This window comes from Cedecea sp. AS113 (genome assembly GCF_037152415.1).
Lineage (GTDB): Bacteria > Pseudomonadota > Gammaproteobacteria > Enterobacterales > Enterobacteriaceae > Cedecea.
Map to the genome: position 1 here is coordinate 86,432 of NZ_JBBCMI010000014.1, position 19,481 is coordinate 105,912.

Below are 19,481 nucleotides of genomic sequence, written 5' to 3' on the forward strand. Positions count from 1 at the left end.
AGCATTCGCGGCAGCATTAAGTGTGCGCCAAAAGCGGATAACAGACGAGGGAATTGATTAAAAAAACGGCAGACAATTTATGTTAGCTGCCGCTTTTCTGGCCGGGATCAGTATTCGGAGTTGACGATAACCTCTTCGCCAAACGAGCCTGCTTTCGGCAGCGGCTGGTAGCTGGAGTTGGAGGCTCGCAGGATACGAATGCCGCGCGCGCCGACGTCCTGAGCCGCGGTGATGTCGTTGTCTGAATCGCCGTAGAAGATTTTGATTTTCTTCTCTTTCAGCCACTGCGTTTTGGTGTTCTGGCCTTCTTTATCGCCGGCAAAGATCACCGGATTGACGCTCGGCTCCGGGATCAGGAAGTCGTTTTGCAGGGTTTTGGTGACGGTTTCGGTTTTGGTCTGGCTGCGTCCGGTCACAAAGTACACGCTGTCGCCGCGCTTGAGGTGCATGGTGATCAGGCTTTTTGCCACCTCTTTAGGCATGCTGAAGTCATCCCAGCCGTTGTTCATCTTTTCCCAAAAAGCCGGGTTTTTCAGGTAGTCCTGCTTACCCGGCGAGAACTCTTTTTGCCCGCGATAAAAGCCCGGGCTGGAAAACAGCACGGTATCGTCAATATCAAACCCGACGGCGATAGGCGCGCGGCCAAGCAGGCTATTTTCAATTTGTGCCACGGAAACCCAGTGGATTGGCACCTGTTGCGCCAGTTGCGCCACGGTGACGCCAGGATTCAGCGGAGCGGGGGCGGATTCGGTTGCCAAAGCGGCATGATTGAAGCCTGCCAGCAGGCAGACGGCACTGAGTGCCAGGGCGATCTTACGCATTGTTTTCCCTTTATTTTCTGTTTTTAATCGTTGTTAAAATGAGCAGCCTTGCCATAAAGCCTTCCGACCATACCTGCCGGGGACCGATCGACAAAGATTTTTTTCAGTTTTATGTCAGAGAAAATAGGCAGGGTCACAGAATAGAGCAGGAATTTCCTCTCCCAAACGGGAGAGGAAAAAGAGAACATGCGGTAACTAAATAAAGTTAGCGAGCACTTACATCACTGCAGCGAACGCTTGCGCCACGCGCAGAACGTTGCTGTGATTAAGCCCGGCAACGCAGATACGACCGCTGGTGAGCAGGTAAATGCCAAACTCATCACGCAGGCGGTCGGCCTGAGCCGCGCTTAGCCCGGTGTAGCTAAACATGCCGCGCTGTTTCACCAGGTAATCAAAGTTGCGCCCCGGCACAGCTTTAGTCAGCACTTCCACCAGCACCTGGCGCATTTCCAGAATACGCACGCGCATGGTTTCCACTTCCGCAATCCAGCTCGCTTTCAGCTTCTCGTCATTCAGAACGGTCGCCACAACCTGCGCCCCAAAGTTCGGCGGGCTGGAGTAGTTGCGGCGCACGGTAGCTTTGAGCTGACCCAGCACTCGCCCTGCGACATCACTGTCTTCGCAAACTACGGAAAGCCCGCCCACGCGTTCGCCATAGAGAGAGAAGATTTTAGAGAAGGAATTGCTGACCAGCATCGGCTGCCCGGAGGAGGCGATGGCGCGGATGGCATAGGCATCCTGCTCCATACCCGCACCAAAGCCCTGATAGGCGATGTCGAGGAACGGGATCAGGTTGCGTGCTTTAAGAATTTCCGTGACGGCATCCCACTGGCTGTCGGTGAGATCCGAGCCGGTTGGGTTGTGGCAGCAAGGGTGCAGCAGCACGATGCTAAGTTCAGGCAGCGTATTCAGTTTTTCCAGCAGCGCCTCAAAGCGCACGCCGTTGGTTGCGCTGTCGAACCACGGGTAAGTATTCACGGTGAAACCCGCGCCTTCAAAGATGGCGACGTGGTTTTCCCAGGTTGGATCGCTGACCCATACCTGTGAATCAGGGAAATAGGTTTTCAGGAAGTCAGCGCCAATTTTTAAGGCACCGGACCCCCCGAGCGTTTGCACGGTGGCAATGCGACCTTCCACCAGCGCCGGGTGGTTAGCACCAAACAGCAGCGGCGCGATGGCGCTACGATAGCTGTTCATGCCTTCCATCGGTAAATAGAGAGAGGCGCCGTGAGCCTGCGCGTTCAGGCGAGCTTCTGCTTCTGCCACGGCCTGTAACTGCGGGATCACCCCGTCTTCATTGTAATAGAGGCCGATGCTGAGGTTGACCTTGTCGCTGCGCGGATCGACTTTAAAGCGTTCCATGAGGGAAAGGATCGGGTCGCCAGCATAGGCGTCAACTTTTTGAAACACGGTGAGGTTCTCCTGGTTTACAGTTCGCGGATTTCCACTGTAAACCAGGCGAGGACACTCAGTCCAGATACTTCATTGTTACCCTTGAAGTCAGGCGAGTGATAAGTTCGTAAGCACTTACATTCGAATATTCGGCGATGCGTTCGACCGGCAAACCTTCCCCCCACAGCACTGCACTATCGCCCGGTTTATCGGCGGCATCCGGGCCTAAATCAACGCAAATCATGTCCATGGCAACGCGCCCCACAATGGGCACTTGGCGACCATTGATCAGCACCGGCGTGCCGGACGGCGCGCTGCGCGGGTAGCCGTCACCGTAGCCCATAGCCACCACGCCAAGGCAGGTGTCACGCTCGGCAGTCCAGGTCCCACCGTAGCCGACCGGCTCCCCGGCTTTATGGCCGCGAACCGCGATCAGGCTTGAGGTTAAAGACATCACCGGCTGGAAACCAAAGTCTTCACCCCACGGCTTTTGTTCCAGCGGCGAAACGCCGTACAGGATGATGCCGGGGCGAACCCAGTCCATATGCGAGTCGGGCCACAGCAGAATGCCGCCCGAGGCGGCGATAGAGCGCTGCCCCGGCTTGCCTGCAGTGAAAGAATTAAAGATATCGAGCTGGCGCGGGGTGGCGTCGGACTCCGGCTCATCGGCACGGGCAAAGTGGCTCACCACGTTTACCGGCTGGCTGACGTTTTTGCAGGCGGCCAGGCGCTGATAGAAAGCTTCGGCCTCTTCCGGGCGCACGCCGAGGCGGTGCATCCCGGTGTCCAGCTTCATCCAGACGGTGATGGGCTGGCTGAGATCGGCCTGCTCTAGCGCTTCCAGCTGTTGAATGCTGTGGATCGCCGTCTGGAAGTTCTGGGCGGCAATCGTCGGCAAGTCTTCAGGATTGAAGAACCCTTCCAGCAGCAGAACGGGTTTAGTGATGCCACCTTCCCGCAGGCGCAGGGCTTCTTCGAGGCGGGCCACGCCGAAGGCATCGGCGTTTTCTAAGGTGCGGGCGGTCTCCAGCAGACCATGCCCATAGGCGTTTGCTTTCACGACTGCCACCAGGCGACTGTTCGGAGCCAGTTCGCGGAGGCGTTGCAGGTTGTGTCGCAGAGCGCGGCGGTTAATGACGACGGTTGCCGCTTGCATGTTCGTTCCTTGCTCAGTGTTTGGATTAAATGCTACCCATCCTCTAAATCATTCAGGTCACAGCAAGGCGGCAAAATAACTCAGCCCAATGAGCTTACTAAAGTAAGTGGTTCGGGTAAGAGTGCAGCCCACGCCGCTGTGGCTTGAAGGATGACGAGGATTTTTATTCTTCGTCGTACTGCGGCCCGGCATAGTTATCGAAGCGTGACCACTGGCCGTTAAAGGTCAGGCGTACGGTACCGATCGGGCCGTTACGCTGCTTACCGATGATGATTTCCGCGATACCTTTCAGGTCGCTGTTTTCGTGGTAAACCTCGTCGCGATAGATAAACATGATCAAGTCGGCATCCTGCTCGATGGACCCAGATTCACGCAGGTCAGAGTTGACCGGGCGTTTGTCGGCGCGCTGTTCCAGGGAGCGGTTAAGCTGCGACAGCGCCACCACCGGAACCTGAAGTTCTTTTGCCAGCGCCTTGAGCGAGCGGGAAATCTCGGCGATCTCCAGCGTACGGTTGTCGGACAGCGACGGCACGCGCATCAGCTGCAGGTAGTCAATCATGATCATGCTTAAACCTTCATGCTCACGGTAGATACGGCGGGCACGGGAGCGCACTTCGGTTGGCGTCAGGCCAGAAGAGTCATCAATGTACATGTTGCGCTTCTCGAGCAAAATGCCCATGGTGCTGGAGATACGCGCCCAGTCCTCATCGTCCAGCTGGCCGGTACGGATTCGGGTCTGGTCCACGCGCGACAGCGACGCCAGCATACGCATCATGATCTGCTCGCCGGGCATTTCGAGGCTGAAAATCAGTACCGGTTTGTCCTGCAGCATGGCGGCGTTTTCGCACAGGTTCATCGCAAAAGTGGTTTTACCCATCGACGGACGAGCGGCCACGATAATCAGGTCAGAGCGCTGGAGGCCCGCTGTTTTCTTGTTCAGATCCTGGTAGCCGGTATCCACCCCCGTGACGCCGTCGTGCGGCGTCTGGTAGAGGGACTCAATTCGGGAAACCGTGGCTTCCAGGATCTGGTCGATGCTTTTCGGGCCTTCATCTTTGTTAGCGCGGTTTTCGGCAATCTGGAAAACGCGGGATTCTGCCAGATCCAGCAAATCTTCACTGGTGCGCCCCTGCGGGTCGTAGCCGGCATCGGCAATTTCATTGGCGACCGCAATCATTTCACGCACAACCGCACGTTCGCGCACGATATCCGCGTAAGCACTGATGTTCGCCGCACTTGGCGTGTTTTTAGAGAGTTCCGCGAGATAAGCAAAACCACCGACGCTCTCGAGCTGCCCCTGGAGCTCCAGGGATTCAGAAAGCGTAATCAGGTCGATGGGTTTGCTCATTTCGAGCAGGCGCTGCATTTCGGTAAAGATCATGCGGTGCGGACGGCTGAAGAAGTCGTTAGCGACCACGCGCTCGGCGACGTTGTCCCAGCGTTCGTTATCCAGCATTAAACCGCCCAACACCGACTGCTCCGCCTCAAGCGAGTGCGGCGGCATCTTCAGCCCTTCTACCTGACGGTCGCGGGGTTCTTTCGGTTTGTTGAAGGGTTTATTTCCTGCCATAGTGAGGGAGCTACCAAATTCATAGTGAGAGACCGGGAAGTATAACCATTCTTGTCACTCTTCGACACAAGGAGTTTCCATGGCAACGCGCATCGAATTTAGCCAACACGGCGGGCCAGAAGTATTGAAAGCCTTTGAGTTTACGCCGAAAGATCCGGCGGAGAACGAAGTTCAGGTTGAGAATAAAGCGATAGGTATTAACTACATTGATACCTATATCCGCAGCGGGCTCTATCCGCCACCGGCGCTCCCGAGCGGGCTGGGTACCGAAGCGGCTGGCGTTGTCAGCAAGGTCGGCAGCAAAATCACTCACCTGAAGGTTGGCGATCGCGTTGTTTACGCGCAGTCTGGCCTGGGCGCATACAGCAGCGTTCACAATGCGCCAGCCGATAAAGTCGCTAAAATCCCGGATGCTATCTCTTTCGAACAGGCAGCAGCTTCTTTCCTGAAAGGCCTGACCGTGTTTTACCTGCTGCGTAAAACCTACGAAATTAAAGCCAATGAAACCTTCCTGTTCCACGCGGCGGCGGGCGGCGTGGGCTTAATTGCCTGCCAGTGGGCGAAAGCGCTGGGCGCCAAACTGATTGGTACCGTCGGTTCAGCACAAAAGGCCGATCGCGCTTTGCAGGCCGGGGCGTGGCAAACCATCAACTATCAGCACGAAAATATCTCTGAGCGCGTCAAAGAGCTGACCGGCGGCAAGAAAGTGGCAGTCGTGTATGACTCCGTCGGGAAAGAGACCTGGGAAGCGTCGCTGGATTGCCTGCAGCGCCGTGGGCTGATGGTGAGCTTTGGTAACTCTTCCGGGCCGGTGACCGGCGTGAACCTGGGCATTCTGAACCAGAAGGGATCGCTGTACGTGACTCGCCCTTCTCTGAACGGCTATCTCACCACCCGCGCCGAGTTCGATGAAGCCTGCCACGAGTTGTTTTCGCTGATCGCCAGCGGCGCGATTAAGGTGAATGTCGCGGAAAACCAGAAATTTGCGCTGAAGGATGCGGTGCTTGCACACCAGACGCTGGAGAGCCGTGCCACGCAGGGTTCAAGCCTGTTAATTCCGTAACCCACTCAAAATTCAGAAAGAATTAGGGCTTCCCGGAGGAAGCCCTTTCTTTTTTGTTCGTGCTGTATGTAGGGTACAGCGCGATGAATTCTTGTTACTGCAAAAGAATAGTCGCAGATTTAATAAGTAAAAGAAATGACGCCACCGGGATTAAGTTCAGGCTTGTGATCGGCTCCGCAATACCTGAATTCTCCCGGTGGCCTTAAGGCTAAAGCTGACGCTTATCGGCAACCAAAGACAGCGCGTGTTCAACCACTTCAATGCCTGCCCCGGCTTTATGAGCGTTTTCGCTTAAGTAACGGCGCCACTGACGCGCGCCCGGTATTCCCTGGAATAAACCAAGCATATGCCGAGTTACATGGCCCAGGTAGGTGCCGTTTGCCAGTTCGCGTTCAATGTATGGATACATCGCTCGCACCACGGCAACGGGATCGCTGTCCGCAACATCTGCCCCGAAAATTTCGCGGTCAACCGTCTTCAGCAAGCCCGGGTTTTGGTAAGCCTCGCGCCCGACCATCACGCCATCGAGATGCTCGAGGTGGGTTTTCGCTTCTTCCAGCGTCTTAATCCCGCCGTTAATCGCCATGGTGAGCTGCGGGAAATCACGCTTGAGCTGGTACACGCGCGGGTAATCCAGCGGTGGAATTTCACGGTTTTCTTTTGGGCTCAGGCCAGAGAGCCAGGCTTTACGCGCGTGGATGATAAACATCTCGCATTCGCCCTTGCCTGCCACAGTGCCAATGAAATCGCAGAGAAATTCGTAGCTGTCCTGATCATCAATGCCGATGCGGGTTTTTACCGTCACCGGAATAGAAACCACATCGCGCATCGCTTTAATACAATCGGCAACCAGCTGCGCTTCACCCATCAGGCAAGCACCAAAACGCCCGTTCTGCACCCGGTCAGACGGGCAGCCCACGTTCAGGTTAATTTCATCGTAGCCGCGCGCTTCGGCGAGTTTCGCACAGTGTGCCAGCGCCTGAGGATCACTGCCGCCAAGCTGCAGCGCAATCGGATGTTCTTCTTCGCTATAGGCCAGATAGTCCCCTTTACCGTGGATGATCGCCCCGGTGGTCACCATTTCGGTGTACAGCAGCGTGTGGCGGGACAGCTGACGCAGGAAATAGCGGCAGTGGCGATCGGTCCAGTCGAGCATCGGCGCACTGGAGAAACGGTGCGGCTGGAAAGGAGTCTGGTTGCTTTGTGAGGACATACGTTTACGCAGGCTACGATTAAAAAAGGGTCGTTACTATAGCATAAAGCAGCGCCGGGGCATCAGGCTGCCCCGGCATTCAGCATCAGAAGGCCACGCTCAACTGCGCCCCCGCGCCCCAGGTTTGGTCTTCGCCGTACAGGCCCATCAAATCGATATTGACGTGTTTGCCTGCCGCGAACCCCACCCCGCCGGTAAAGACGTTGCTGTCATTGCTTTTCACATCCGCACGATAGCCGGCACGCAACGCCAGCCAGGAAAGCGGCCTCACCTCAGCGCCAACACCCACATACTGAGAGTTGGCTTCACTTTTAAAGCCTTTGGTTTCGGTCAGATCGCCGTCCGCGCTCAGGGTCACCAGCTCGTTATGCCAGGCTACCCCGGCGGTCACCAGCGGGCTGATTTGCCAGGTATCTTTGTAGTTCCGTACTTCGCCGGTACGTCCGTTAGTGATGCGAATATCTTTCGTGTCGATATCGCGGGACACCAGGTTCTGGCCGCTCAGGCCGACTGTCCAGTTCTCGCCAAAATCGGCCGCCACGCCTGCGTCAAGGTTGAATCCAGTGTCATCGTTGCGGTACTGACTGTTCTTCCAGTCGCCGCTGCGATAGTCGTAAATGGACGTGGTGTAGTTATACAACCAAGTCTTCTGCAGCTTAGGCGTGACGCCAACTGACACCGGCACGCCGCTAACGTCAAACTTGTGGGCAAGAGCAATCCCATAATCAGAAACAATGGCCGCGCGACCGGAAGCGGTCGAGTTCAGGTTACGGGTAATCTGACCGGAACCATTTTGCAGCGCATCAAACGCCACCTCTCCCGCTACCGCGCTGGAGTTTTGGATACTTCGCAGGTAATTGATGTCGTTCTGATCGATATCAGAGCTGACTTTCGCTCGGGCGTAAGCTTTAGTGACGAAAGCCACGGAGAGAGTGTCATTTGGGATGCTAACCGCAATCCCCGCGGCGGCTTTGGCCCTTGCCGTATCGCCCCGCAAATCTTCGAGTTCCCCTGCTAAATCTCCTGCTGCGCTGCGAAACTGATTTAACGTTCCGTTCGGATTAAAAAGAATATCCCGCAGCGTCAACGACCCAATAGATTGTTTATAGTTATCAACTTTGTCGCTGATGCCGTCGATGCGATCCTGAAGGTTGTCTTTATCCGTTATTTGCGCCCCGACAGACGGTAAAATAACGGTAATATTGTCGTCTGGTTTGGACCGGGCTAATAGCGCCGGGTTGATTAATACGCCGCTGCCATAATTAGCCGAAGCCACGCCGGTGCCCCCCATCGCATCGTTTCGCGCTTCGGACCAGGTCCCTGCTGCCCCGGCCTGATGGGCAATAAAGAAGGTTGCGGCGAGTGTCGCCACCGAAGATTTTATTTTATTCATTCACAGCACGCCTGTCTGATTGTCAGATGAAGTAATTCGCCCCTGACAGTTATGACTGAACAGAGGCAGACTATTGCTGTGAATAGCGCGATAAAAAGATGGATATTTGAACCATCAGGATCCCAGATATATCCTTAGGGTTAACGTCTTATTGTTCCATGCTAATTAATTTATAGTTTACCCTTCGGCTTTCGTGAAGGAAGACCGTTGTGCGGGCCAAAGAATTGAGGCGGATGATCTATCCAACGGTCCTGCCGCTGCACGGCATAAGACTGATTTAGCGGGTAATAAATTTTATTTTCGGCTTTATTCGCTTCACCTACGACTAATAGCCGCACATCCTGTTCGGTATTATTAATAAAGGTATGGCAAATGCCGGTTCCGGCAGGAAATCCCACGCTATCGCCCGGCTCGAGCGCCCAAAGATGACCGTTGATCCACACTTCGGGGTGCCCTTCGAGCACATACGCAAACTCTTCTTCGCTGCTTTCCGCGTGGGGATAAGAGGTTCTGCGGCCCGGAGGAATACGCTCATGGTGAATCCCAAGGCGGGTTAAACCGAAATTACGGGCCAGAGGAGCGCCAATAGAAAACAGCTCCGCGCTGTCCGGGTAAGTTGCGTCATCCTCGCCTTCCAGCTCGCGCCAGTGACGAATACAATCAGGTTTTTGCATCACTTCCTCCTGGGTAGATAGGGTCAGTATGTACCAGGATTCGGCGTTTTATCCGCATTATGGTAAAGTATTGCGTCAATGACCGGGAGAGGCTGATGGATACCACAACTTCGCAAAACGTGTTAGCTCAGGCTGAAAAGCTCTGCCTGCAACGCAATGTACGCCTGACGCCACAGCGTCTCGAGGTTTTGCGCCTGATGGCCGAGCAAACCGGGGCCATCAGCGCTTATGATCTGCTGGATCTTCTGCGCGTTAGCGAGCCACAGGCTAAGCCTCCAACGGTTTATCGCGCGCTGGATTTTCTGCTGGAGCAGGGTTTTGTGCACCGCGTGGAATCCAACAACAGTTACGTGCTGTGTAATTTTATCGATCATCCAACCCACTCTTCCGCCATGTTTATCTGCGACAGATGTGGGGCCGTGAAAGAGCAGGCCGCTCAGGGTGTGGAAGATATTATGCAGAAACTGGCGTCCAAAATGGGGTTTGCTCTGCGCCATAACGTGATTGAAGCCCACGGATTGTGCGCTGATTGCTCGGAAGTTGAAGCCTGTAGCCACCACGGCGCCTGCGATCACGATCATTCAGTGCAGCCGAAGAAAAAGCGTTAAGAGGGAGTGGTACATCCCTGTACCCGGGCAGGATTGGTCTTACTTACTGATTAGCACATTTGAGGGTCCGCCAGATTACCAGCGGTAATTGCTCCCGGACTCCCAGTCCTTCACTTCTTTCTCTGCCTGGTCTTTGGCGTAGCCATAGCGTTCCTGGATTTTACCCACCAGCTGGTCACGCTTCCCTTCGATGACGGTCATATCGTCATCGGTCAGCTTACCCCATTTCTCTTTGATCGTACCTTTGAACTGCTTCCAGTTACCGCCGATTTCGTCCTTATTCATCATCATCTCCTCATCGTTCGGTTTAGATTTTCGCATCCGGGCTGAAGGATGCTGACTTTCTGGAACACATCCACTGTCTGCTGGATGTAAAGGTAATTGTAGACAAGGATTCCGAGTTATATTTAAAACTCAGAATCTTTAACCATTATTAAAAGCGATGGAACGCTGATTCCTCGTCTTAGAAACGAGAAATCAGCACGACAGGAGCAGGGTTAACGAAGGCCAGGAGGTTCGATCAATGGCCGCCCGATGTAGCGAACCAGGTGTTATTACGCCAGTGGCGCCGCCAGATGACGCCCAGCGACAGGCCACGCAAGGCCAGAAACACCGCCAGAGACAGCCACAGGGCGTGGTTACCCCACAAAGGCAGCGTAAACATCGTCACGCCAAAGCCCAGCGCCGCAACCGCCATGCTGTTACGCATTTCGGCACCCCGCGTCGCGCCGATAAACATACCGTCCAGCAGGTAACACCAAACGCCCACGACCGGCAAAACAACCTGCCAGGCAAGGTAATGATTTGCCAGAACACAAAGCTCCGGCAGGGAGGTAAGCAGCGCGACAATTTGCTCCCCAGCAAAAGCATAAATAGCGGCAAATGCTATCGCAACCAGCCCCGCCTGCCTGCACGCAGCCCCCCAAACTTCGAGCAACTGCCCACGGTTACGCGCCCCGTAAGCCTGCCCTGAATGGGCTTCTACGGCGTAAGCAAAACCGTCCAGCGCATAGGCGGTAAAGGTCAACAGCGTCATCAGCACGGCGTTAACGGCAACAATTTCGCTGCCGAGACGCGCACCCAAAATGGTGATTGAAGCAAAGCAAATTTGCAGCAGCAGCGAACGCAGCATGATATCGCGGTTGAGGGCCAGCAGCTTGCGTAAGTCCCCTTGCCAGGCCGTTTTGAGACGAGCCCAACTGATGCCCCGCAGCTTCAGTACCTTCCGCACCATCACCAGGCCGATGATAAACGTCGCATATTCGGACACCGCCGTGGCCAGCGCCGCCCCCTGCACGTTCATGTGCAGCCCCATCACCAGCCAGAGGTCGAGCACGATATTAATCAAATTGCCGACGACCAACAGGATGACCGGCGCCCGCGCATACTGAACGCCCAACAACCAGCCTAACAGCACGAGGTTAGCCAGTGAGGCCGGGGCGCTAAGCCAGCGGATCTCCAGGAACCGCCTTGCCTGATCCAACACCTCGTCATTGCCGCCAACAACGTGCAGCGCAAGGTTGATCAGTGGATAACGCAGGACCACGATAGCCAGCCCGGCTATCATCGCCAGCATCAGGGGTTGAACCAGTGCGCGCGCCAGCCGCTGTGGATCGTTCGCACCAAACGCCTGTGCCGTTAACCCGGTGGTGCTCATGCGCAGAAAAAGCAGCAGCATAAAGAGGAAACTGGTCGCCGTGGCGCCGATAGCCACCCCGCCAAGATAGGTCGGGCTATCAAGATGGCCAATGACCGCCGTATCGACCAGGCCCAGTAACGGAACGGTGATATTGGAAAAAATCATCGGCAGCGCAAGCCGCCACAGCGCACCATCCGTTGACGAAAAGAATCGCATGGGAATGATCCAGAGGAAAAAAGAGAGGTGTTTAAGGCAGGTGGCACGGCAGAGTTACCGCACCACCGGAAGAGGTGTTACAGCCATTCACCGTTGCGGATCACCCCGACGGCCAGGCCTTCAATGCTAAAATTCTGCTCGCGAAGATCGACCACAATAGGCTGGAATTCGCTGTTTTCCGGCAGCAGGTGCACGGTATTGCCCTGCTTTTTCAGGCGTTTTACGGTCACTTCATCGTCGATACGCGCGACAACGACCTGGCCATTACGCACGTCCTGGGTTTTGTGAACGGCTAATAAATCACCGTCCATGATGCCGATATCTTTCATCGACATGCCGCTGACGCGCAGCAGGAAATCGGCATTCGGCTTGAACAGAGAAGGGTCAACCTGGTAGTGGCCTTCGATGTGCTGTTGCGCCAGCAGCGGCTCACCGGCGGCAACACGGCCCACCAGCGGCAGGCCATTTTCTTCTTCAACCAGCAGACGAATGCCGCGTGATGCACCAGAAACAATCTCGATGGCACCTTTACGTGCCAGCGCTTTTAGATGCTCTTCCGCGGCGTTTGGAGAACGGAACCCCAGACGTTGTGCAATTTCGGCGCGCGTAGGTGGCATGCCGGTCTGGTTGATATGATCCCGAATGAGATCAAACACCTCTTGCTGCCTGGTAGTTAGTGCTTTCATTCCGCCCCCTGGGTGTTTATACAGTTATGCTGTGAGTATATACAGCCCCGGGCGATTTTGAAACCACAAATTAAGCAAAAAACCAGCGACTTAAACTGTTCTGGAAGCGCTATCGCAAATGTGACCAAAGCAAGGTGGCCCAGGTTGCAACCGCAAGGATAATCGCTATCAATACGGCGGCGGAACCCATATCTTTGGCTCGCCCTGAAAGCTCGTGGTACTCGGTGCCGACACGGTCAACCAGCGCTTCAATGGCGCTGTTGAGGATTTCGACAATCATCACCAAAACAACCGAGCCAATCAGTAAAATACGCGTGATGGGGTCCACGTCCAGCCAGCAGGCGATGATGATAGCGATAACCGCCGCTACGCCCTCCTGACGAAAGGCGGCTTCGTTGATCCAGGCCGCACGCAACCCCTTCCACGAGTAGCCTGCAGCCTTAATAATGCGGGTGATGCCGGTGGTATTATTCGCCATTCAAGGAAACCTTTTTAAATATTGAGCGTCAATGCTCACTGAGTCTAAATCGCAGCGCCACAGAAATTCCCCAGAGTTTCTGATATCCTTGCGGCGCATTTGCATTATTAACCTGAGGCTTTACATCATTTATGTCAGGCTGGCCAAGAATTTACTACAAATTACTGAATTTACCATTAAGCGTTCTGGTAAAGAGCAAGTCTATCCCGGCGGATCCCCAAACCGAACTCGGTCTGGACCCTTCACGCCCCATCATGTACGTCCTGCCCTACAATTCTAAGGCAGACTTACTGACGCTGCGTGCCCAATGTCTGGATCACGATCTGCCCGACCCGCTGGAACCTCTGGAAATTGACGGCGTACTGCTGCCGCGCTACGTGTTTATCCACGGCGGGCCGCGCGTCTTCACCTATTACACGCCAAAAGAAGAGTCGGTAAAACTGTTCCACGATTATCTGGATCTGCACCGCAGCAATCCCGATCTCGATGTACAGATGGTGCCGGTTTCCGTGATGTTCGGCCGCTCGCCAGGGCGCGAAAAAGGGGAAATCAACCCGCCTTTACGCACGCTGAACGGCGTCCAGAAATTCTTTGCGGTTTCCTGGCTGGGTCGCGATAGCTTCGTGCGTTTCTCGCCGCCGGTTTCGCTTCGCCGCATGGCAACCGAACACGGCACGGACAAGATTATTGCCCAAAAATTGGCTCGCGTGGCGCGCACTCACTTTGCCCGCCAGCGCCTGGCCGCCGTTGGCCCGCGCCTGCCGGTCCGCCAGGATCTCTTCAACAAGCTGCTGGCGTCAAAAGCGATTGCCCGCGCGGTAGAAGATGAAGCCCGCAGCAAGAAAATCTCCCACGAAAAAGCGCAGCAAAATGCCGTCGCGCTGATGGAAGAGATTGCCGCGAACTTCTCCTACGAAGCCGTACGTCTGACGGACCGCGTTTTAGGTTTAACCTGGAACCGCCTCTATCAAGGCATTAACGTGCATAACGCCGAACGCGTGCGTCAGCTTGCCCATGATGGCCACGAAATCGTCTATGTGCCCTGCCACCGCAGCCACATGGACTATTTGCTGCTTTCCTACGTGCTTTATCACCAGGGGCTGGTTCCGCCGCACATTGCCGCCGGGATCAACCTGAACTTCTGGCCAGCCGGCCCGATTTTCCGCCGCCTGGGCGCGTTCTTTATTCGCCGTACCTTCAAGGGCAACAAGCTTTACTCCACGGTATTCCGCGAATATCTGGGCGAGCTGTTCAGCCGCGGCTATTCCGTTGAATACTTTGTCGAGGGTGGCCGCTCCCGTACCGGCCGTTTGCTGGATCCTAAGACTGGCACGCTGTCGATGACCATTCAGGCCATGCTACGTGGCGGCACCCGCCCGATCACTCTGGTGCCGATTTACATCGGGTACGAGCACGTCATGGAAGTGGGCACTTACGCGAAAGAGTTACGCGGTGCGACCAAAGAAAAAGAGAGCTTCATGCAGATGGTGCGCGGCCTGAGTAAGCTGCGCAACCTCGGCCAGGGTTACGTTAACTTCGGCGAACCGCTGCCGCTGATGACCTACCTGAACCAGCATGTTCCGGAATGGAAAGACTCTATCGATCCGATAGAAGCAATTCGCCCGGCCTGGCTGACGCCAACGGTGAATGATATCGCTGCCGATATCATGGTGCGTATCAACAACGCAGGGGCCGCTAACGCCATGAACCTGTGCTGTACCGCGCTGCTTGCTTCACGCCAGCGTTCGCTGACCCGTGAACAGCTTACCGAACAGCTCGACTGCTACCTGAACCTGCTGCGTAACGTGCCGTATTCTCCGGATGCCACCGCACCAACGGTTTCCGCTGACGCGCTGATCGACCACGCGCTGCAGATGAACAAGTTCGAGGTGGAGAAAGACACCATCGGTGACATCATCATTCTGCCGCGCGAGCAGGCCGTGCTGATGACCTATTACCGCAACAACATCATGCACATGCTGGTGCTGCCGTCGCTGATGGCGTCCATCATCACTCAGCATCGCCACATCTCGCGCGCAGAGCTGCTGCGTCAGATAGAAGTTGTTTACCCGATGCTGAAAGCCGAGCTGTTCCTGCGTTGGGAAAAAAGCGAGCTGGGCAGAGAAATTGATGCGCTGATCGCGGAGATGGAGCGTCAGGATCTGGTCATGGTTGTCGGTGACGAAGTGCAGATCAACCCTCACCGTTCACGCACTCTGCAGCTTCTGGCGGCGGGCGTGCGCGAGACAATCCAGCGGTATGCCATCACCTTCTGGCAGTTGAGCGCCAACCCGTCGATCAACCGCGGAACGCTGGAACGCGAAAGCCGCACGGTGGCGCAGCGACTGTCCGTTCTGCACGGCATTAACGCCCCGGAATTCTTTGATAAAGCGGTCTTTACCTCGCTGGTGCTTACCCTGCGCGATGAAGGCTATATCAGCGATACCGGTGATGCAGACGCGACCGAAACCATCAAGGTTTACCAGATGCTGGCCGATCTTGTGACCTCGGACGTACGTCTGACGATTGAGAGCTCCGCTTCCCAGGACGCGGTTTCTTAATTCAGCAGAAACGAAAAAGGCGGGTGATTAACCCGCCTTTTTTATTACCTGAAGACTGACTCAGAAATGCAGGTAGCTCAACGCCAGGCCCAGGAACAGCACCAGCCCGACATAGTTATTGTTCATAAACGCTTTAAAGCAGCCTTCGCGCTCGCGTTTGGCGATCAGCTTCTGCTGGTGCACAAACAGCCCGCCCGCCAGCAAAATTGACCAGTAGAACGTGCCACCCAGCCCATTGAGCCAGCCCACAACGCCCATCAACAGCATGGTGGCGATTTGCAGCAGGCCGATGATCAGCTTATCGTTGCGGCCAAACAGGATCGCCGTCGACTTAATGCCAATCTTCAGGTCGTCGTCGCGGTCGACCATCGCATACTGCGTGTCGTACGCCACAGTCCAGCAAATGTTAGCGAGGAACATCAGCCAGCAGCTTAACGGCACCGATTCGCTGGCGGCGGCAAATGCCATAGGAATGGACCAGCCAAAAGCCGCACCCAGCACCACCTGAGGCAAATGGGTATAGCGCTTCATAAACGGATACACCCATGCCAGCGCCAGGCCGGCCACGGACAGCAAGATCGTCATGGTGTTGAGCGTCAGCACCAGCAGGAAAGCCAGGCCCACCAGCACCGCGAACAGCGCCTTCGCTTCTTTCTCAGAAACTGCGCCACTGGGCAGCGGGCGCTGCGCGGTACGCTTTACGTGACCATCAAATTTACGGTCGGCATAATCGTTCACCACGCAGCCCGCGGCGCGCATCAGCCAGACGCCAGCGATAAAAACAACCAGATTCAGCAGCGAGGGTAAGCCCGGGGTGGCCACCCACAGCGCCCACAGCGTGGGCCATAGCAGCAACAAAGCGCCAATGGGCTTATCGGTACGCATTAACCGGTGATAAGCCAGCAGTTTTCCCTGCTTAAGACTCCACTCCATTATTTTTCCTCTTCGTACAGCGGAGATGCCGGCAGGAACAGTTCGGTCAGCAACAAAGGCTTACCGGAAAGTCTCAGTCGGGAACGACGTCCCCACAGTTCGGCGCTGCGGCCAATCTCAATATAGTCACGCGTCAGGGTTGATGAACTAAAAAGGTAGCGCCCGAGCGGCGTATCGCCTAGCTTTTGCAAAGCCAGCTCAGGGCCATCAAGCGTGCTTTCAGGCACCACGGTGCGCCCCAGCAGCCAGGGTTCATCATCCCCGCAGAGGATAATTTCCCGCAGCCAGTAACGCGCAGAGGCAGGTAATAAATCGGCTTCGGGCAAATCATTGCCAGCAGGGACAAAACCTTCGCGCACGATGCGGACGGTGACTTTTTGGCAGTGCTGTTCGAAGCGTTTAGTCATCGAATCTTCCAGCAATAACCAGTCGAGATAAGCGGAGCTAAGCCCTTGCGGGACCTCCGTGTAGAAATTCAGGGCGCGCAACGGCGACAGCGCGTCGGACATGGGAATACTCTCCGATACATAACCTGATGGCATTGTAACGCAGAACATCTCTGTGCGGGCAGACAATGGCAACACACGCGGCAAATACCGCAACAATTGAGCAACAGCAACTTAAAGTTTTTAGGCTACAGAAAAAAAGGTGCGCCTGAGCGCACCAATACTTCAAGCATCAGCAACGTGGGGAAATGGTTACCCCTTGCCTTTTACACTGCTGATAAAAGTTTTACGGGCGGAGGTGGAACCCAGACGCTCGGCTTCATTCAGCAGTTTCAGGGCTTTATCAATGTCGCCTTTATCCACCGCCTGTTTAATGGCGCGGTTAAAATAGCTTTCCGTATCATTGAGCATTGGCTCGCTTTTCGCGGCAGGCGCCGGAGCTGGCGCTGCCACTGGTGCTGGTGCTGGTGCAGCGGCAGGTGCAGAGTAGGCCGTCGGTGGCGCTACGTTACCGACCACAACAGGTTTGGTATCGGATCCACCAAAGATCTTACCGATCATGATGTTGCCGCTGTTTTGTTCGGTTTTCAGCTTCACCGTCAGGGTACCTTGCCCACTGTGGCTAGCAATCGGATCGGCCACATCAGGAATGGCGTTGCTTGCCCCTTCAGCATAAAGCTTCGCCGGGTTGATCATGCGGGTCGTTTCCGTCAGATCGTGTTTCGTGGTGTACACCAGCATGTAGATCTGTTTTTGCCCCATCATCGGAGTCAACTTCATGACGTTTTCCAGACGGTTGCCGGAGGTCATGCCCGGTTTCTGGTACTGGAAGTAACTGCTCGGGAAGAAAGCAGAAGGCTGCATCTGCCCGTCGAGAATAAGTACGTTTGGCGCATAAACGCTCAGGTCTTTTACCAGGCTGGTCAGCGTGATTTCCAGTGATCCCTGATCGGCTGGCAGCACAAATGCCGCCACGCTCCCGGTGAGTTCCCCGACGTTAAGGCTGGCCGAAGAAGTGGTCAGCACCACGTCCTGGCTAACAGGTGGCATCAACGGAATCCACGGCAGACTTTGTAATTTTTCCGTAGGAATAGACGGTGCGGTAGAGACATTCTGTGGGTTAATCGCCGTGTTGGCAGCAAAAGCAGCCGGCACGGACGATAAGCCCAGAACGGGAAGCAGGCAAAGCGCGAGAAGATGTTTTTTCATTGTTTTATCCTCGAAGCGAACCCGTCTCCTTCAGGCAAAAAAGAGACGGGTCAGGCATGTGAAACCGGCGGGCGCTAAGCACCCGCGCGGCGGGTTAACTTACCACCAGACTTCCATCTGAGCACCGAAGGTGACTTCGCTGTCGTTGCCGCGGCTGAAAGTACGGGCGCTGGTATCGCTGAAAGCAATGCCGGATGGCGTGCCAGCTACGTAGTTAGCGTCGTTGGAATCACTGGAGGAATAGCCCCATTTCTCATCCCACTTGGCGTAGGTTGCAAAGACACGGATAGCCGGACGAGACCAGATGCTGTTCCCCGCCTGCCACTGCTGTGCCAGGGTAATTTTGTACTGGTTGTTGGATTTGTCTGTCAGCTGAGACTTCACGTTGTCGTAACCCACTTCCAGCAAGGTGCTCATGATTGGCGTCCATTTGTACATAGGACGAACGCCCACGGTCCACCACTGGGTACCGTTCTTATCATCACGGTTGATATCCTGGTACATACCCACGTACATCAGGCCCCAGGTATCGTTGAAGTCGATCGCCCCGTGGTCAATCACGCGCAGCATTTTACCGTCGTTGTTTTGGAAGGTATTTGGGCGTCCGGTACCGTTGGTTTGCGCCATCGCGTTAGTGCCGTACTGCACCACAAATTTGTTCAGGCTGGTGCCGAGGAAGGTCTGGGTGTGCTCTACGGTCCCCAACCAACCATTTTTGGTCGGATCCACGACGCCGAAATCGTAGTGCTTGCTGGTATTGGCGCGACCGTAATCAAAACCAACTTCCAGAGAACCGCCTGGGTTCACTTCCATTTGGCCTAAACGGATATCAAAGATATCGTTCGCCAGATCTTGTTTTTTGGTCGTGCCGTTGATGAAGGCTTCTGAACCGCCCGCTTCACCGTTACGGGTTGCGGCCAGGGAGAGTTTACCGAAGCCCAGGTTAATATCTTCCAGGCCAGCACCCGGGCCAGAAACGTCCCAGTAGTAGAAGTCGATCATATGGACGTCATGGCGTTTGTAGTAACGCTTACCTGCCCAAATATTCGCGCCTGGCAGCGCGTCAATCAGGTTTTTACCTACCACGTTCATCTGACGTACGCGCGGGCCACCGTTGGTGTCCTCGTCATCGTTCAGTTGGTTAGTGGCGTAACCAATCATGGTGTCAACGTAGAAGCTTTTCTCGCCTTCCTGCCAAACTTGCTGACCTAATTCAATTTCAGCATAAGTTTCACATTCGTTACCCAGACGGTATTTAGAACCGGCACCTGTCGCTTTAAAACACTGCTGCTGACCGCCGCTGCCTGTCCAGCCAATACCAGAACGTGCATAGCCCTTGAAGTCAACGGCGCCGGCCTGTGCAGACACGATGCCTGCAATCACGGCGACCGCCAGTGGGAGTTTGCGCAGAGTAATCATCATT

The 19,481-nt window shown here is 55.3% G+C and carries 18 protein-coding genes; 3 read left to right on the forward strand and 15 right to left on the reverse strand.

Annotated elements, in window-relative coordinates:
* Positions 1-107: 107 nt before the first annotated feature.
* The 4 genes from aphA to dnaB all read right to left on the reverse strand — a co-directional run bounded on the left by aphA (position 108) and on the right by dnaB (position 4,939).
* A complete protein-coding gene (gene aphA / locus WFN87_RS16685) occupies positions 108-821 on the reverse strand; it encodes an acid phosphatase AphA (RefSeq protein WP_008455816.1) in 714 nt (237 codons plus the stop codon).
* Positions 822-1,037: 216 nt separating this feature from the next.
* Entirely contained in the window at positions 1,038-2,231 is a 1,194-nt protein-coding gene (locus WFN87_RS16690; protein WP_336983322.1) for an amino acid aminotransferase, read from the reverse strand.
* Between the two features lie 58 nt (positions 2,232-2,289).
* Positions 2,290-3,369 (reverse strand): alanine racemase, encoded by a 1,080-nt coding sequence (gene alr / locus WFN87_RS16695; RefSeq protein ID WP_336983321.1) that lies wholly within the window; start codon positions 3,367-3,369, stop codon positions 2,290-2,292.
* A gap of 163 nt (positions 3,370-3,532) precedes the next feature.
* Positions 3,533-4,939, reverse strand: coding sequence for a replicative DNA helicase (gene dnaB, locus WFN87_RS16700; protein ID WP_008455821.1), 1,407 nt, complete (start codon positions 4,937-4,939; stop codon positions 3,533-3,535).
* Between the two features lie 79 nt (positions 4,940-5,018).
* Between dnaB and WFN87_RS16705 the strand changes: the two genes are divergently transcribed.
* A complete protein-coding gene (locus WFN87_RS16705) occupies positions 5,019-6,002 on the forward strand; it encodes a quinone oxidoreductase (RefSeq protein WP_336983320.1) in 984 nt (327 codons plus the stop codon).
* Positions 6,003-6,210: 208 nt separating this feature from the next.
* Here the strand turns inward: WFN87_RS16705 and dusA are convergent, their stop codons facing one another.
* The 3 genes from dusA to WFN87_RS16720 form a co-directional block, all read right to left on the reverse strand.
* On the reverse strand, positions 6,211-7,215 hold the full coding sequence (dusA, locus tag WFN87_RS16710; protein ID WP_336983319.1) for a tRNA dihydrouridine(20/20a) synthase DusA: 1,005 nt from the start codon (positions 7,213-7,215) through the stop codon (positions 6,211-6,213).
* 85 nt (positions 7,216-7,300) lie between these two features.
* A complete protein-coding gene (locus tag WFN87_RS16715) occupies positions 7,301-8,608 on the reverse strand; it encodes a conjugal transfer protein TraF (RefSeq protein ID WP_336983318.1) in 1,308 nt (435 codons plus the stop codon).
* Between the two features lie 170 nt (positions 8,609-8,778).
* On the reverse strand, positions 8,779-9,282 hold the full coding sequence (locus tag WFN87_RS16720; protein WP_008455830.1) for a cupin domain-containing protein: 504 nt from the start codon (positions 9,280-9,282) through the stop codon (positions 8,779-8,781).
* 95 nt (positions 9,283-9,377) lie between these two features.
* Here WFN87_RS16720 and zur point away from each other — a divergent pair, with 95 nt between their 5' ends.
* Positions 9,378-9,890 carry a zinc uptake transcriptional repressor Zur gene (gene zur / locus WFN87_RS16725; protein ID WP_008455832.1) on the forward strand — a complete coding sequence of 171 codons (513 nt, stop codon included), beginning with the start codon at positions 9,378-9,380 and terminating at the stop codon, positions 9,888-9,890.
* Positions 9,891-9,965: 75 nt separating this feature from the next.
* Here the strand turns inward: zur and WFN87_RS16730 are convergent, their stop codons facing one another.
* From WFN87_RS16730 to WFN87_RS16745, 4 genes are all read right to left on the reverse strand, one after another.
* On the reverse strand, positions 9,966-10,175 hold the full coding sequence (locus WFN87_RS16730; protein WP_008455833.1) for a CsbD family protein: 210 nt from the start codon (positions 10,173-10,175) through the stop codon (positions 9,966-9,968).
* A gap of 235 nt (positions 10,176-10,410) precedes the next feature.
* A complete protein-coding gene (dinF, locus tag WFN87_RS16735; RefSeq protein WP_336983317.1) occupies positions 10,411-11,745 on the reverse strand; it encodes an MATE family efflux transporter DinF in 1,335 nt (444 codons plus the stop codon).
* 77 nt (positions 11,746-11,822) lie between these two features.
* A complete protein-coding gene (lexA, locus tag WFN87_RS16740; protein ID WP_008455837.1) occupies positions 11,823-12,431 on the reverse strand; it encodes a transcriptional repressor LexA in 609 nt (202 codons plus the stop codon).
* Between the two features lie 109 nt (positions 12,432-12,540).
* Entirely contained in the window at positions 12,541-12,909 is a 369-nt protein-coding gene (locus WFN87_RS16745) for a diacylglycerol kinase (protein ID WP_008455840.1), read from the reverse strand.
* A gap of 131 nt (positions 12,910-13,040) precedes the next feature.
* Between WFN87_RS16745 and plsB the strand changes: the two genes are divergently transcribed.
* Positions 13,041-15,470: a glycerol-3-phosphate 1-O-acyltransferase PlsB gene (plsB, locus tag WFN87_RS16750; RefSeq protein WP_008455842.1), complete on the forward strand. Its 2,430-nt coding sequence runs from the start codon at positions 13,041-13,043 to the stop codon at positions 15,468-15,470.
* 60 nt (positions 15,471-15,530) lie between these two features.
* Here plsB and ubiA read toward each other — a convergent pair whose 3' ends face one another.
* The 4 genes from ubiA to WFN87_RS16770 all read right to left on the reverse strand — a co-directional run bounded on the left by ubiA (position 15,531) and on the right by WFN87_RS16770 (position 19,480).
* On the reverse strand, positions 15,531-16,403 hold the full coding sequence (gene ubiA / locus WFN87_RS16755) for a 4-hydroxybenzoate octaprenyltransferase (protein ID WP_008455843.1): 873 nt from the start codon (positions 16,401-16,403) through the stop codon (positions 15,531-15,533).
* A complete protein-coding gene (gene ubiC / locus WFN87_RS16760; RefSeq protein WP_008455844.1) occupies positions 16,403-16,912 on the reverse strand; it encodes a chorismate lyase in 510 nt (169 codons plus the stop codon). Before ubiC ends, ubiA begins: the two co-directional genes overlap by 1 nt.
* Positions 16,913-17,101: 189 nt before the next feature.
* Positions 17,102-18,058 carry a maltose operon protein MalM gene (malM, locus tag WFN87_RS16765; protein WP_336983316.1) on the reverse strand — a complete coding sequence of 319 codons (957 nt, stop codon included), beginning with the start codon at positions 18,056-18,058 and terminating at the stop codon, positions 17,102-17,104.
* Positions 18,059-18,157: 99 nt separating this feature from the next.
* Entirely contained in the window at positions 18,158-19,480 is a 1,323-nt protein-coding gene (locus WFN87_RS16770) for a maltoporin (RefSeq protein ID WP_008455847.1), read from the reverse strand.
* Position 19,481 lies beyond the last annotated feature (1 nt).